The organism is Streptomyces sp. CNS606 (assembly GCF_000426325.1).
This window is the reverse complement of the sequence record NZ_KE384521.1, coordinates 227,465-242,301: the sequence shown is the minus strand read 5'-3', so window position 1 is coordinate 242,301 and position 14,837 is coordinate 227,465. Positions and strand designations below refer to the sequence as shown.

The following is a 14,837-nucleotide window of genomic DNA, read 5'->3' as shown; positions in this document are numbered from 1 at the left end:
ACCTCGGATACCTCCGATACTCCGATACCTCGGGTACCCCCGGAACGGGATCAGTCCGAGCCGGGGGGCATGCCCGTGGAGACGGTGAGGTCGATCTCGTCCTCGTCCGGGTCGAACGCGGAGTACGAGTCGGGGTTCTGCTCCAGGACCATGTTCTTGCCCCAGACGTTCTCGTCCTCCTTGGTGACGTCCCCCAGCTTCCAGCCGGCCTGCTTGATGCACTCCTTGACCGAGGTGAGGTTCTTGAAGGCGAACTCCGGCATCGTCTTCTTGCCGTCCTCGATGTAGCTGTCGCGCGCGTCGGTGCACTCGCTCGCCTCGATGGTGCGCGAGGTGTCCTCCGGCTTGAAGTCGCCGCCGCCCCCGCTGGATCCGGCCTCGGTCGTCTCGTCGTCCGACGGGCGGGTGGAGGGCTGGTCGACGGAGTAGGACGGGGCCGGCGGGGCGGACGGACGGGCGACCGGGTCGTCCTCGCCGCTGTTCGCCGCGATGAGCGCGATGACCGTCACCACGGCGACCACCGCGGCGATGACCGTGCCGACGACCACGCCGTTGCTGGTGCCCCCGCTCTTCGCGGGCGGGCCCGCCGGGCGCGGCGACATGGTGTACGGCGGCGGGGTCTGCGTGCCGGGACGGCCGTACGGGGCGGGGCCGTTGAAGCCCGCCGGCCGCGGGGCGCCCATGGGGGCGGTGGGCGGCGGCGTGGACTGCGGGTAGCCGTACTGCGGCTGGAACGGCCCGGGTGCGGCGTTCGGCGGCGGGGGCGTGCTCTGCTCATTGCCCACCGGCGGGAACACCGCCTTGCCGACCTCGGCGCCGCTCGGCGCCTGGTTGCCGCCGACGATGACCGGGGCCGCGCCGCTCGCCGAGCTGCGCACCCGCTCGACCTCGGCGCGCATCGCCTCGGAGGTGGGGAAGCGCTCGTTGGGGTTCTTCCGCAGGGTGCGGGCCACCAGGGCGTCGATCGCGGGCGTCACCGAACGGTTGATGCTGGACGGGGCGACCGCCTCCTCCTGCACGTGCGCGTACGCGATGGCGAGGGGGGAGTCGGCGTCGAACGGCAGCCGGCCGGTGAGCAGTTCGAAGAGCATGATGCCGACCGAGTACAGGTCGGAGCGTGCGTCCACGCCGCGGCCCAGGGCCTGCTCCGGGGACAGGTACTGAGGGGTGCCGACGACCATGCCGGTCTGCGTCATCGACGTGACGCCGGACTGCATCGCCCGGGCGATGCCGAAGTCCATCACCTTGACGACGCCGCGCTTGGTCAGCATCACGTTGCCGGGCTTGATGTCGCGGTGCACCAGGCCGAGTTCGTGGCTGACATCGAGCGCGTTCAGCACGTCGGCGGTGATCTTCAGCGCCTTGTCGGCGGGCATCGCGCCGGACTGTGCGACGTCCTCGTCCAGGACCTGCCGCAGCGGCTTGCCCTCGACGTACTCCATGACGATGTAGGGGACGGGCGCGCCGTCGAGGGTGTCCTCGCCGGAGTCGAAGACGGACACGATGTTGGTGTGCGTCAGCTTCGCGACCGACTGGGCCTCGCGGCGGAACCGTTCCCGGAACGACTGCTCACGCCCGAGGTCCGAGTGCAGCGTCTTCACCGCGACCTGGCGGTCCAGCACCGAGTCGTAGGCGAGATACACGGAGGCCATGCCGCCCGCGCCGAGCAGGCTCTGCAGCTGGAAGCGTCCGCCTGCGACCGCGCGGCCGATGTACCGCGCCGCCTGCGCGTCGTCGTCGCTCATCTGACTGCTCCCCCTTGGTGGCGCTCATGGTGGCGCTGTGCCGGCACGTGGACGACCGGGTGACCGGACGACCTCCCGGGGGGCGTCCTTCCGGCATCTTCGGGCCTGATACCCGGCCAGTCTGCCCCAGGGCACGGACACGTCAAGTTCGTCGCCCCTTCCGTGACCGATGTGTACCGGGCTCGGCACCGCACCGGGACATACGCATGGCAAGCATCCCACCGTCGAGATCCGGCCATCCTGGCGGGGTCGTCCACGGCCCGGACTCCGACTTGCCAGGCGGACACCGCAGCCGCTTGGATGGCTTTTGAGCCCTGTCACAGCCCCCGTGCCGGAGGCTGTAGCCTCCGGCACGGGGGCTGGGCGTTACACGACCGCGTCACCGCGGAACGATCGACGGCGAGGACAGATGGCAGATTCGCAAGCCGCTGGCGGCCCTTCGGAGCCGGAGGCGACGGGCGGTTCCGTGCCCGAATCGCCGGACCTGTGGGGGAACAACGGACTGGTCGGCGACGGCCGTTACCGCCTCACCCACCGCCTCGGACGCGGTGGCATGGCAGAGGTGTACGCCGCCGAGGACGTCCGGCTCGGCCGCACGGTCGCGGTGAAGCTGCTGCGTTCCGACCTCGCCGAGGACCCCGTCTCCAAGGCCCGTTTCACGCGCGAGGCGCAGTCCGTCGCCGGCCTCAACCACCACGCGGTCGTCGCCGTCTACGACTCCGGCGAGGAGATCGTCAACGGCAGCGTGGTGCCGTACATCGTGATGGAGCTGGTCGAGGGCCGCACCATCCGCGACCTGCTGCACGGCCCGGAGGCGCCGCCCGCCGACCAGGCGCTGATCATCGTCTCCGGCGTCCTGGAGGCCCTCGCCTACAGCCACCAGCACGGCATCGTGCACCGGGACATCAAGCCGGCCAACGTCATCATCACCCACACCGGCGCGGTGAAGGTGATGGACTTCGGCATCGCCCGGGCCCTGCACGGCGCCTCCAACACCATGACCCAGACCGGCATGGTCATGGGCACGCCGCAGTACCTCTCCCCCGAGCAGGCGCTCGGCAAGACCGTCGACACCCGCTCCGACCTGTACGCCACCGGCTGCCTGCTGTACGAGCTGCTCACTCTGCGCCCGCCGTTCACCGGCGAGACGCCGCTGTCCGTGGTGTACCAGCACGTGCAGGACGAGCCGGTGCTGCCGTCCCGCGTCTCGGACGCCGTGCCGCCGGAGCTGGACGGCCTCGTCATGCGGTCGCTGGCCAAGGACCCCGACGACCGCTTCCAGACCGCCGAGGAGATGCGCGGCCTGGTCCAGTACGGCCTGCGCATGCTCCAGGAGCAGGGCGGCCACACCGGCGGGCTGTGGAACACCGGCGCCGTCGTCGCCGGCGGCACCACGCCGCCGATGGGTACGCCCGGCGTCGGCACCATGGGCGACACCGGCACGGGCGGCTTCCGCGGCGCCGGCGACACGCAGACCCGGATGGGTCCGCCGCTGCTGATGGGCCCGCCGGACCGGGACGACGGGGGTTTCGAGGGCGGCCACCGGGACGACGGCCGCGGTGGCGGCGGGGCGAAGTACGCGCTGATCGCGTTCCTCGCAGTGCTGGCGATCGCGGCGGGCATCTTCTTCGCGCTCAACGCGGGCGACGGCGGCGGGGAGAACGACATCGATCCCGTGCCGTCCTCGTCCACGCCGCGGGACGACGAGACGAGCCGCGAGCCGACGGACGACGAGACCGACACCGACGTCCCCGGCACCACGGGCGACACCGGCGACGACGACACCTTCTCCCCGACGGAGGACCCGTCGCCCACCGAGGAGCCGTCCTCGGAGCCCCCCACCGAGCCGACGGAGCCGACGTCGGAGCCGCCGACGTCCACCGGCACGACGGAGGGCAGCCCCGGCGGGGGCGGCGAGGACCCCACGGACGGCGGCACGACCGACGGCGGTACGACCGAGGGCGAGACCTCCGGCGGCGAGGACGGCGGCACGTCCCTGGGCAACGAGGCCGGGGGCGGTGACGGAAGCGCCGGCGCGTCGACCGGCGCCGGCTCCGCCGGCGACCTGGGCGCCGCGCGCTGACCGCGCCCGGCGTCTGACCGCGCCCGGCGTCTGAGCCCGTCCGGCGCCTGAGCACGGACCGGGCGGGGAGGAAGTGCCTTACCACGTCGCCCGGGTCGACCGCACACCGCGGTCGGACGGTCGCGCACCGTGATCTACGATGCGCGCGTGTCGCCGACGCCCCTCCTCGCCCCGCACACCCTCCGGGCCCTCGCCGCCCGCTACCGCACCGGCACACCGCTGTCGTGCGCGCCCGTGACGTACGGGCTGCTCAACCGGGGGTACCGGGTCGCCGCCACCGGGGGCACCTTCTTCCTCAAGCACCACCTCGACGCCGACCCCGCCGACCCCGCCCCGCTGGAGCGGCGGCACCGCGCCATCGCGTCGCTGGAGGCGGCCGGGCTGCCGGCCGTGCCCCCCGTGGCCGCCCGGGACGGCCGTACGGTCTCCGTCGTGGGCGGGCGCTGCTTCGCGCTGCACCCGTGGGTGGAGGGCCGGCACCTGGACGGCCTCGCGCTGACCGAGGCGCAGTCGCGGCGGCTGGGCGCGCTGCTCGGCACCGTGCACACCCGGCTCCAGCAGGTGCTCCCCGCCCAGCGGGAGGCCGCCGCGCCCGGGGCGGGGTCCGCGAGCGCCGACCCGGACGCGACGCACGCGCTGATCGACGGCCTCCTCACCCGCATCCATCGCCGCGGCCGGCGGCGCGACGGTTTCGACGAGCTGGCCGAGTACCGGCTGCGGGAGCGGCGCCGGCTGCTGCACCGGTACGCGGACGCCCGCCCCGCCGCCGTACCCGCGGCGGGCTGGGTGCACGGCGACTTCCACCCGCTGAACCTGATCTACGGCGTCGCCCGGCCCCGGCGCCACCGGCGGGGCGGCGAACCCCTCGCGATCGTCGACTGGGACCGGCTGGCCGTCCAGCCCCGCGCGGAGGAGGCGGTCCGGGGTGCGGCGATCTTCTTCCTGCGGCCCGACGGCAGCCTGGACCTGCGGAAGGTGCGCGCCTACGCCCGCGCGTACCGGCATGCGAGCACCGCACCGCCGGCGGAGCTGAGCGCGGCGGTGCACCGGGTGTGGTGGGAGCGGCTGAACGACTTCTGGATGCTGTGCTGGCGCTACGAGCGGCACGACTCCCGCCCCGACCCGCAGTTCGCCGCCGCCTCCGCCCTCGTCGTCTGGTGGACCCGCCGCTACGCGGCCGTGCACGCGGCCTTCTGCGACTGACAGCGCCGCAAGGGGCTCCGGCAGCGGTCGGTGCTGGTCAGCGCTGTTCAGTGCTGGTCGGAGCGGGCCCGGAGGCGGGCCACGTAGGCCGCAGCCTGCGAGCGGCGTTCCATGCCGAGCTTGGCCAGCAGCCCGGACACGTAGTTCTTGATCGTCTTCTCCGCCAGGTGCAGCCGTTCGCCGATGGCGCGGTTGGTGAGCCCCTCGCCGATGAGGTCCAGGATGCGGCGCTCCTGCTCGGTGAGACGGGCCAGCGGTTCGTCCGATCGGGTGGTGGCGCCTCCGCTGCGCAGCCGGTCCAGGACGCGCTGGGTGGCGACCGGATCGAGCAGCGAGCGACCCGCCGCCACGTCCCGTACCGCGGTGATCAGCTCGGAGCCGCGGATTCCCTTCAGGACGTACCCGGAGGCGCCCGCCATGATCGCGTTGAACAGCGCCTCGTCGTCGGAGTAGGAGGTGAGCATCAGGCAGCGGACGTGCTCGTCGCGGGACCGGACCTCGCGGCAGACCTCGACGCCGTTGCCGTCGGGGAGGCGTACGTCCAGGACGGCGACGTCCGGGCGGGTGGCGGGGATGCGGGTGAGCGCCTCGGCGGCGGTGCCGGCTTCGCCGACCACCTCGATGTCGTCCTCGGCGGCCAGCATGTCGTGCACTCCGCGTCGTACGACCTCGTGGTCGTCCAGCAGGAATACGGTGATTTTTCCCTCTTCGTGCACGCAGCCAGTCTCACACACCGCTGAGGTCCAGTCCTCTGTCGGCTCTTCCCGCCGCCGGGGGGTGCGGGATAACGTGCGCTTGTCCCGTGGGCTTGCGAAGCTGTGACCAGTGCTGACCACCACCGGCGATTTGCTTGGACATCCCAGTAAAATCGCAGGTCAGGGGCCTTCGCGCAGATGTGGAGGTGCTGGGTACCTTGTCTTTCGCAGGCAGTCTGACGGGACAGACGTCACCGCTCGGTTCCGTCTGCGCCGCACCCAACCCCGTGCGCCGTATCGGTACCGGGCGAGCCGCACTGGCTGCCCGGCGGACCCCGGGGGCCGGACAGACGGAGGAGCACACGTGACCGTGGAAGGCACTGCCGCGCGCAGCAAGACGCGCCGCAGCGGCGGCACCGCCAAGCGCGCGAGCGCGGCCAAGAAGAAGACGGCCGCCCCCGCGAAGGCCGAGCCGCAGCTCGTACAGCTGCTGACCCCCGAGGGCGAACGGGTCGAGCACCCGGACTACGCCATCGACCTGACCCCCGAGGAGCTGCGCGGGCTCTACCGCGACATGGTGCTGACCCGGCGTTTCGACGCCGAGGCGACCGCACTGCAGCGTCAGGGCGAGCTGGGCCTGTGGGCCTCGCTGCTCGGGCAGGAGGCCGCGCAGATCGGCTCCGCCCGTGCCCTGCACGACGACGACTACGTCTTCCCCACCTACCGCGAGCACGGCGTGGCCTGGTGCCGCGGGGTGCCGCCGGAGAACCTGCTCGGCATGTTCCGCGGCGTGAACAACGGCGGCTGGGACCCGAACAGCAACAATTTCCACCTCTACACCATCGTGATCGGCTCGCAGGCGCTGCACGCCACGGGCTACGCGATGGGCGTGGCCAAGGACGGCGCGGACTCGGCCGTCATCGCCTACTTCGGCGACGGCGCGTCCAGCCAGGGCGACGTGGCGGAGGCGTTCACCTTCTCGGCGGTCTACAACGCGCCGGTGGTGTTCTTCTGCCAGAACAACCAGTGGGCGATCTCCGAGCCCACCGAGCGCCAGTCCCGCGTCCCGATCTACCAGCGCGCGGCCGGCTTCGGCTTCCCGGGCGTCCGGGTGGACGGCAACGACGTGCTGGCCTGCCTGGCCGTGACCAAGGCCGCCGTGGAGCGTGCCCGGTCCGGCGAGGGCCCGATGCTGGTCGAGGCGTTCACCTACCGGATGGGCGCGCACACCACCTCCGACGACCCGACGAAGTACCGCCGGGACGAGGAGCGGGAGGCGTGGGAGGCCAAGGACCCGATCCTCCGGCTGCGCACCTACCTGGAGAAGGAGAAGCTGGCGGACGCGAAGTTCCTCGAGTCGATCGACGAGGAGTCCGACACCATGGCCAAGCGCGTCCGCGAGGCCGTGCGCGCCATGCCCGACCCGGACCCGATGGCGATGTTCGAGCACACCTACGCCGACGGCCACGCGCTGGTCGACGAGGAGCGCGAGCAGTTCGCCCAGTACCTGGCGTCCTTCGCCGACGAGAACGAGAGCGCCGCCGCCGGGGAGGGCAACTGACATGGCCACCACCAAGATGCCCATCGCCAAGGCGCTGAACACCTCGCTCCGCAAGGCGATGGAGGACGACCCCAAGGTCCTCATCATGGGTGAGGACGTCGGCAAGCTCGGCGGCGTCTTCCGCATCACCGACGGCCTCCAGAAGGACTTCGGCGAGGACCGGGTCATCGACACCCCGCTGGCCGAGTCCGGCATCGTCGGCACCGCCATCGGCCTCGCCCTGCGCGGCTACCGCCCGGTGGTCGAGATCCAGTTCGACGGCTTCGTCTTCCCCGCGTACGACCAGATCGTCACGCAGCTCGCGAAGATGCACGCCCGCGCGCTGGGCAAGATCAAGCTGCCGGTCGTCGTCCGCATCCCCTACGCGGGCGGCATCGGCGCCGTGGAGCACCACAGCGAGTCGCCGGAGGCGCTGTTCGCGCACGTCGCCGGCCTCAAGTGCGTCTCCCCGTCGAACGCCTCGGACGCCTACTGGATGATGCAGCAGGCGATCGCGTCCGACGACCCGGTGATCTTCTTCGAGCCGAAGCGCCGCTACTGGGACAAGGGCGACGTCGACACCGACGCCATTCCCGGCCCGCTGCACGCGGCGCGCGTCGCGCAGCAGGGCACCGACCTCACCCTCGCCGCCTACGGCCCGATGGTGAAGACGTGCCTGGAGGCCGCGCAGGCCGCCGCCGAGGAGGGCAAGTCGCTCGAGGTGGTCGACATGCGCTCGATGTCGCCGGTCGACTTCGACACCATCCAGCAGTCGGTGGAGAAGACCGGCCGGCTGGTCGTGGTGCACGAGGCGCCGGTCTTCCTGGGCACCGGGTCGGAGGTGGCGGCCCGGATCACCGAGCGCTGCTTCTACCACCTGGAGGCCCCGGTGCTGCGCGTCGGCGGCTTCCACGCGCCCTACCCGCCGGCCCGCCTCGAGGACGAGTACCTGCCGAACCTCGACCGGGTGCTCGACGCCGTCGACCGCGCGCTGGCGTACTGAGGACCGAGGAGAGTCGTGACGATGACGAGTACGCAGGCCAGGTTCCGCGAGTTCAAGATGCCCGACGTGGGCGAGGGACTCACCGAGGCCGAGATCCTCAAGTGGTACGTCCAGCCCGGTGACGCCGTCACCGACGGGCAGGTCGTGTGCGAGGTGGAGACCGCCAAGGCCGCCGTCGAGCTGCCCATCCCGTTCGACGGCGCCGTGGCCGACCTGCGCTTCGACGAGGGCACCACGGTCGACGTCGGCACGGTGATCATCACCGTCGACACCGATCCCTCGGCCGGCCCCGCGGAGGCCGCCTCCCCGGCGCCCGCCGCCGAGCCCGCGCCCGCCGCCGAGCCGGAGGCGGGCGGCGAGCCGGAGGCGGGCGGCGACGAGGGCGAGGGCGGCAAGCGCCAGCCGGTGCTGGTCGGATACGGCGTGTCCGCCGGCTCCACCAAGCGGCGCGCGCGCAAGCCGCAGCCGGGGCAGCCGGCCGTTCCGGACGCCCCCGGGCCGGCCGCCGCGCAGGAGGCCCTCCAGGGCGAGTTCAACGGCACCGTGAGTACCGCGCCGTCCCCGGGCACCGCGCTGAACGGCGACAGCGCCACGGTGGCGCGCAACGGGTCCGCACCGGTGGCCACCACCGCCGAGGGCCGCCCGCTGGCCAAGCCGCCCGTGCGCAAGCTGGCCAAGGACCTGGGTGTCGACCTGGCGACCGTGACGCCGACCGGCGAGGGCGGGATCATCACCCGCGAGGACGTGCACGCCGCCGTTGCCGCGCCCTCCGCTCCCGCCGCACCGGCCGCCGCGCCGCAGGCGGCGCCGTCGGCCGCACCGGTCGAGGCCGGTGCCCGTGAGACCCGCATCCCGGTCAAGGGCGTCCGCAAGGCCACCGCCGCCGCGATGGTCGGCAGCGCCTTCACCGCGCCGCACGTCACCGAGTTCGTGCAGGTGGACGTCACCCGCACGATGAAGCTGGTGCAGGAGCTCAAGCAGGACCCGGACATGGCCGGAGTGCGGGTCAACCCGCTGCTCATGGTCGCCCGCGCCCTGCTGCTGGCCATCCGCCGCAACCCGGACGTCAACGCCGCCTGGGACGAGTCCAACCAGGAGATCGTGCGCAAGCACTACGTGAACCTGGGGATCGCCGCGGCCACCCCGCGGGGCCTGATCGTGCCGAACATCAAGGACGCGCACGCGCAGACCCTGCCGGAGCTGGCCGCCTCGCTCGGCGAGCTGGTGTCCACCGCCCGCGAGGGCAGGACCGCGCCCGGCGACATGCAGGGCGGCACGGTGACCATCACCAACGTCGGCGTCTTCGGCGTCGACACCGGCACGCCCATCCTCAACCCGGGCGAGTCCGCGATCCTCGCGTTCGGCGCGGTCCGCGACATGCCGTGGGTGCACAAGGGCAAGGTCAAGCCGCGCAAGGTGACCACGCTCGCGCTCTCCTTCGACCACCGCCTGGTCGACGGCGAACTCGGCTCGAAGGTCCTCGCGGACATCGCGGCGGTCCTGGAGCAGCCGAAGCGTCTGATCACCTGGGCCTGACCGCCGGGCCCCGCCCGGCCGGGATCGCCCGGCCCCGCACCGCCCGCCGCCACCGCACCGGTGGCGGCGGGCGGTCGTGCGTGCGACGCCTGCTCGTCGCCGGCGCGCAGGCCCGGCGGGCAGCTCGGCACACAGCTCGGCGGGCAGCCCGGCGAGCAGCGAACTCGTCCCGGTAGCTGTACAGTTGGCGCCCGCGTTCGCGCGCACGTCCACCGTCGCCGGTCGGACGGAAGCGTCGGGAAGGAGACCGGGGATCGTGTCGGGAGGGGCCGTCGCCGTGGTCGGCGGCAGCATCGCGGGGTGCGCGGCGGCGGGAGCGCTGCTGCGCGGCGGAGCGGCACGGGTGACCGTGTTCGAGCGGGCGGACGGCCGGCTCCGCGACCGGGGCGTCGGCATCGCCCAGCACGCCGACCGCTTCGACGAACTGGAGGCCGCCGGCTACGTCTCCGCACGCATCGCGCACGTGCCGCTGGCCCGACGGGTGTGGCGGGTGCGGGACGGCGACGCCCCGCACGGCCGGACGCTGGCCGTCCACCCCTTTCCGTTCCGCGCGTACACCTGGGGGGCCCTCTGGGCCGGCCTGCGCGAACGGGTACCGGACGGGGTGACGTACCGCACCGGCAGCACGGTCGTCGGCGCGGAGACCGGCACCGACGCCGTACGGCTCCGCTGCGCCGACGGGACCGTCGCCGCGTTCGACGCGGTCGTGGGCGCCGACGGATACCGCTCCGTGGTCCGCGACGCGATGTTCCCCACGCTCCGGCCCGCGTACGCCGGTTACGTCGGCTGGCGCGGCACCGCGCCCATCGAGCCCGACGGCGCCCCCGCCCCCGACGAGGCGTGCACGGTGGTCTTCCCCGGCGGTCACTGCATGATCTACCCGGTGCCGGACGGTTCGGGCGGCCGGCACTTCAACTGGGTGCTCTACACCGCTCCTTCCGCCGCGTTCCAGGCCGGCCTGGACCAGCCGACCTCCCTTCCGCCGGGCCGGCTCGCCACGGAGGTCGCGGAGCACCTGCGGGCGCTGGTCGCGGAGCACTTCCCGCCCTACTGGGCCCGCGTCCTGCTGAGCACACCGGCCGCGAAGACCCTCGTGCAGCCGATCTACGACCTGGAGGTCCCCCACTACGGCGTCGGCCGGCTGCTTCTCGCCGGGGACGCCGCCACCGTCGCCCGGCCGCACACCGGCGGGGGCAGCGTGAAGGCCCTCCAGGACGCGGTGGCCCTGGAGCGGGCGCTGTCGTCGTCCGGCGGGAGCACGGGCGGGGCCGTCGCCGCGTACGACGAGGACCGCCGCGGCGTCGGCGCGGACATGGTCGCGCTCGGCCGCCGCCTGGGCGCGGCCCAGGTCGAGGCCACCCCGGACTGGACCGCGCTGGACGAGAAGGGCTTCGCCGACTGGTGGCGGGACCAGCACGGGGGATCCGACCGGCTCAGCGGCTTCGGGGGTCACGCCCTGCGGGGTCGCTGACCGGCTCCGCACCCACGTCAGCACAGGCGTCACCACCCCCGCCCGCGCCTGCGACCGCCCCGCTGTCCGGGGCGGCCAGGTCCAGGGCCCGGTGCAGCACGCCGGGGTCCGCCCGGACGTCCGCGCCGCGGAACCGTCCCGTGACCCGCCCGGAGGTCAGCACGGACACCGTCCGGGCGCACGACGCCGCGAACCCGGGGCTGGGGGAGACCAGCAGCACCGTCATCCCGTCGTCCTCGGCGAGGGTCGTGACCAGCCGCTGCACGAGGCCGGTGAGCGCCGGGGAGAGCCCTTCGGTGGGTTCGTCCAGCAGAAGCACCCGGGGCGATCCGAGGAGAGCGCGGGCCAGCGCGAGCATCTGCTGCTCACCGCCGGAGAGGGTGGCGGCCCGCTGCCGGAGCCGTCCGGCGAGCGGCGGCAGCAGGTCCAGCACGCGCCCCGTGGTCCACACCCCTCCCGCCGGGACGGAGTGGCGCGGACGGCGCTCGGCGAGGCGCAGGTGCTCGGCGACGGTGAGGCGGCGGAAGACCCGTCGGCCCTGCGGCACCAGGCCGACGCCCGCCCGGGCGATCCGGTGCGCGGGCCGGCCCGTCAGGTCGTCGCCGGCCAGGCGCACAGAACCGGCGGCGCAGGGCAGCAGCCCGGCCACGGCGTGCACGAGGGTGGTCTTCCCCGCGCCGTTGTGGCCCACCACGGCGTGCACCGTGCCGGCGTCCACGGTCAGGTCGACGCCGTGCACGACGGTGCCGCCGCCGTAGCCCGCGGTGACACCCGTCAGGTCGAGCATGCGGCCTCAGCCGTCCTTCCGTACCGCGTCGTCGTCGAGCGTCCCCGGCTCCCCGTCCTCCCCGGACGGGGAGGTGCCCAGGTAGACCCTGCGCACCTCGGGGTGGCGCAGCACCTCCGCCGTGGGTCCGGCGACCACCTCCCGGCCGGAGGCCAGGACGGTCGCGGTGCCGGTGAGGCGGGCGACGACCTCCGTGTGGTGCTCGACCAGGAGCACGGCCACGTCCGGGGGCAGGGCGCCGAGGACGTCGAGCAGCCGGCCGATGTCCTCGTCGGTCAGGCCCGCGGCGGGTTCGTCGAGCAGCAGCAGCCGCGGCTGCGCCGCGAGGGCGCAGGCCAGGTCGAGCAGGCGGCGCTGCCCGTGGGAGAGGGCGCCGGCCGGCAGCCGGTCCGCGGCGGCCAGTCCCACGGCGTCGAGGTGGGCGCGTGCGGCGTCGGCGAGCCGCCGTCGGCGCACCGGTCGCCGCCAGGCGGCGCTCCGCTGCGGATGGTGCCGCCACAGCGCGAGCACCACGTTGTCCAGCACGGTCGCCCCGTCCACGGCGTGCGGCTGCTGGAAGCTGCGCCCGATCCCCAGGGCGCTGCGCCGCGCCGGGCGCCTCCGGGTGACGTCCGTGCCGTTCAGCTCGATGCGGCCGCGGTCCGGACGTTCCGTCCCGGCGACGAGGCCGAGCAGCGTGGTCTTGCCCGCGCCGTTCGGGCCGATGAGGGCGTGCCGTGCACCGGCCGTCAGGCGCAGGGACACGTCGTCCACGGCCGTGAGGCTGCCGTAGCGGCGGGTCAGGCCGGTCGCGTTCAGCACCGGCGCGGGGACGGGGGGTTCCGTCCCGGGAGGTTCCGTCACGACGTCGCCTTCCGTGCGGGTGCGCCGGGGCTCCGGGCGGCGAAGAGGCCCGGGAGGCCACGGGGCAGGAGGTAGACCGTGACGACGAACAGCACGCCCAGCAGGGCGGGTCCGTAGCCGGGCCAGATACCGGACAGCCAGTCGCGGGTCGCCACGATGAGACCGGCGCCGAACACGGCCCCGACCACGGAGACGGTGCCGCCGATGACCGCCGCGAGCAGCGCGAAGGCGGCGATCTCGAAGCCCACGTCGGCCGGGGACACGTACTGCCTGCCGGTGACCAGGAGGCTGCCGGCGACGCCGGCGAGGGCGCCCGCGCCGACGTGGGCGGCCGTCAGGTAGCGGTCCACCGGGTGTCCGGAGGCGCGCATCCGGGCCTCCGCCGCGCGGCTGCCGGTCAGGAGCATGCCGGCCGGTGAGCGCAGCACGATCAGCGTCACGGCGAGGGCGCCCGCGGCGACGGCGAGGGTGTACCAGTAGACGGTGGCCTCGTCCTCGGGAGCGCCCGCGCCCCACCAGACCTCGGTCGCGGGGAAGCCGACGAGCCCGTCGGTGCCGCCGGTGACCGAGGTCAGGCCGCCGACGGCGGTGTGCGTCAGTTCGCCGACCGCGAGGGTGATCATGAGCACCGTGGTGCCGCGGGCCCGGATCACGGCCGGGCCGACGACGAGGGCGAACAGCACGGCCGCCGTCGCGGCGACCGCCACCTGGACGGGCCCGACCGTCCAGCCCGCGTCGGCCAGCAGGGCCGTGGCGTAGGCCCCCACCGCGAAGGGAGCCGTCTGACCGAGGGTGGGCAGGCCCGCCCAGCCGGTCAGCACGGTGACGCTCGCCGCGAGCAGCCCGAGCGCCAGCGCGTGCCCCGCGAGCGAGAGGCTGTAGTCGTCGAGCAGCCACGGGAGGGCGGCCGGCGCGGCGACGAGGACGAGGAGCCCGGTCGCCCGCTGCGCAGGCGGCACGGGACGGGTGAGGCGGGGGAGTCCCCGGGGCAGCCCGCCGGGCCTGCGGAACCGTTCCCGCACGGCCTTTCGGACCCGTCCGGTGGCGGCCGGCACGGGGGCCGGGGGCGGCTCGGCCACCGCGGAGCGGGAGCGCAGCACCAGGACCAGCGCCATGGCCGCGAAGAGCAGGTACGGCGCCAGATCCGGGACGAGGGAGACGCCGAGGGTCTGCACCTGGCCCACCGCCACCGCGGCGAGCAGCGTCTTCCACAGGCTGTCCAGTCCGCCCAGCACCACGACGATCAGGGACAGCATGAGCACGGTGTCCCCGGTCCCCGGGCCGGGGCCGATGATGGGCGCGCCGAGCACCCCGGCGACCCCGGCCAGCGCCCCGGACACGGTGAGGACGGCCGCATGCACAGTCCGCGGGTTCCGGCCCCCGGCGGCGAGCATGTCCGGGTCGTCGGCGGCCGCCCGCACCGCCGCCCCGGCGCGGGTGCCGCGCAGCACCCAGCTGCCCGCCGCCGCGAGCAGCACGGCCGCGACGATGAAGCCCAGGCGGTACGCGGGATACCGGTGGCCGAGCAGCGACACCGACGTGTTCAGCGCGTCCGGTACCTGCACCGGCTGCTCGTCGGCGCCGAAGACCTCGATGAGCACGTTGCCGCCGATCAGGGCCAGCCCGAAGGTGAGCAGGGCCTGGTCCAGATGGCCGCGGCGGGCCAGCGGAGCGGTGGCGAGGGCCAGCAGCGCCCCCGCGGCGCAGGCGATCGCGGTGCCGGCCGCGAGTCCCGCGGCGAGGCCCGCCCAACTCCCGTCGCTCAGCGCCGCGCCCGCGTACGCGCCGATGGCGTAGAGCCAGCCGTGCGCGAGGTTGAGCACGCCCGCGGTGCCGAACGCGAGACTCAGGCCGGCCGCGACCACGAACAGCAGCAGGCCGTAGGCGACGCCGTCGAACGCCGGTACCAGGTGGGCGTCGAGCACTCCCAA

Annotated in this window: 10 protein-coding genes and 1 pseudogene; 6 read left to right on the top strand and 5 right to left on the bottom strand. The window is 74.1% G+C overall.

Annotation, left to right across the window (positions count from 1 at the left end; genetic code table 11):
- Positions 1-50: 50 nt before the first annotated feature.
- Complete coding sequence (locus K304_RS0121760; RefSeq protein WP_027765435.1) at positions 51-1,745, bottom strand: protein kinase domain-containing protein; 1,695 nt, start codon at positions 1,743-1,745, stop codon at positions 51-53.
- A 409-nt stretch (positions 1,746-2,154) separates the two neighbouring features.
- Between K304_RS0121760 and K304_RS0121755 the strand changes: the two genes are divergently transcribed.
- Positions 2,155-3,828 carry a protein kinase domain-containing protein gene (locus K304_RS0121755; protein ID WP_051308706.1) on the top strand — a complete coding sequence of 558 codons (1,674 nt, stop codon included), beginning with the start codon at positions 2,155-2,157 and terminating at the stop codon, positions 3,826-3,828.
- 147 nt (positions 3,829-3,975) lie between these two features.
- Positions 3,976-5,031, top strand: a complete 1,056-nt coding sequence (locus K304_RS0121750) for a phosphotransferase (RefSeq protein WP_027765433.1) — start codon at positions 3,976-3,978, stop codon at positions 5,029-5,031.
- Between the two features lie 47 nt (positions 5,032-5,078).
- Here the strand turns inward: K304_RS0121750 and K304_RS0121745 are convergent, their stop codons facing one another.
- Positions 5,079-5,747 carry a response regulator transcription factor gene (locus tag K304_RS0121745; protein ID WP_027765432.1) on the bottom strand — a complete coding sequence of 223 codons (669 nt, stop codon included), beginning with the start codon at positions 5,745-5,747 and terminating at the stop codon, positions 5,079-5,081.
- Between the two features lie 343 nt (positions 5,748-6,090).
- Here K304_RS0121745 and pdhA point away from each other — a divergent pair, with 343 nt between their 5' ends.
- From pdhA to K304_RS0121725, 4 genes are all read left to right on the top strand, one after another.
- Positions 6,091-7,287 carry a pyruvate dehydrogenase (acetyl-transferring) E1 component subunit alpha gene (gene pdhA / locus K304_RS0121740; protein WP_027765431.1) on the top strand — a complete coding sequence of 399 codons (1,197 nt, stop codon included), beginning with the start codon at positions 6,091-6,093 and terminating at the stop codon, positions 7,285-7,287.
- A 1-nt stretch (position 7,288) separates the two neighbouring features.
- A complete protein-coding gene (locus K304_RS0121735) occupies positions 7,289-8,269 on the top strand; it encodes an alpha-ketoacid dehydrogenase subunit beta (protein WP_027765430.1) in 981 nt (326 codons plus the stop codon).
- A 21-nt stretch (positions 8,270-8,290) separates the two neighbouring features.
- On the top strand, positions 8,291-9,805 hold the full coding sequence (locus tag K304_RS0121730; RefSeq protein ID WP_027765429.1) for a dihydrolipoamide acetyltransferase family protein: 1,515 nt from the start codon (positions 8,291-8,293) through the stop codon (positions 9,803-9,805).
- Positions 9,806-10,061: 256 nt separating this feature from the next.
- On the top strand, positions 10,062-11,276 hold the full coding sequence (locus tag K304_RS0121725) for an FAD-dependent monooxygenase (protein WP_027765428.1): 1,215 nt from the start codon (positions 10,062-10,064) through the stop codon (positions 11,274-11,276).
- Here K304_RS0121725 and K304_RS30600 read toward each other — a convergent pair.
- The 3 genes and pseudogenes from K304_RS30600 to K304_RS30590 all read right to left on the bottom strand — a co-directional run.
- Positions 11,239-12,063, bottom strand: coding sequence for an ABC transporter ATP-binding protein (locus tag K304_RS30600; protein WP_078529507.1), 825 nt, complete (start codon positions 12,061-12,063; stop codon positions 11,239-11,241). The two genes, K304_RS0121725 and K304_RS30600, sit on opposite strands and share 38 nt — an antisense overlap.
- Positions 12,064-12,069: 6 nt before the next feature.
- On the bottom strand, positions 12,070-12,906 hold the full coding sequence (locus K304_RS30595; RefSeq protein ID WP_051308705.1) for an ATP-binding cassette domain-containing protein: 837 nt from the start codon (positions 12,904-12,906) through the stop codon (positions 12,070-12,072).
- Positions 12,907-12,923: 17 nt separating this feature from the next.
- Positions 12,924-14,837, bottom strand: a pseudogene (locus tag K304_RS30590) (branched-chain amino acid ABC transporter permease); the annotation flags it as partial.

Excerpts from the sequence above, each read along its gene's own strand:
- K304_RS0121760 (WP_027765435.1), bottom strand. The coding sequence starts at position 1,745 with ATGAGCGACGACGACGCGCAGGCGGCGCGGTACATCGGCCGCGCGGTC.
- K304_RS0121755 (WP_051308706.1), top strand. The coding sequence starts at position 2,155 with ATGGCAGATTCGCAAGCCGCTGGCGGCCCTTCGGAGCCGGAGGCGACG.
- K304_RS0121735 (WP_027765430.1), top strand. The coding sequence starts at position 7,289 with ATGGCCACCACCAAGATGCCCATCGCCAAGGCGCTGAACACCTCGCTC.
- K304_RS0121730 (WP_027765429.1), top strand. The coding sequence starts at position 8,291 with ATGACGAGTACGCAGGCCAGGTTCCGCGAGTTCAAGATGCCCGACGTG.
- K304_RS30600 (WP_078529507.1), bottom strand. The coding sequence starts at position 12,063 with ATGCTCGACCTGACGGGTGTCACCGCGGGCTACGGCGGCGGCACCGTC.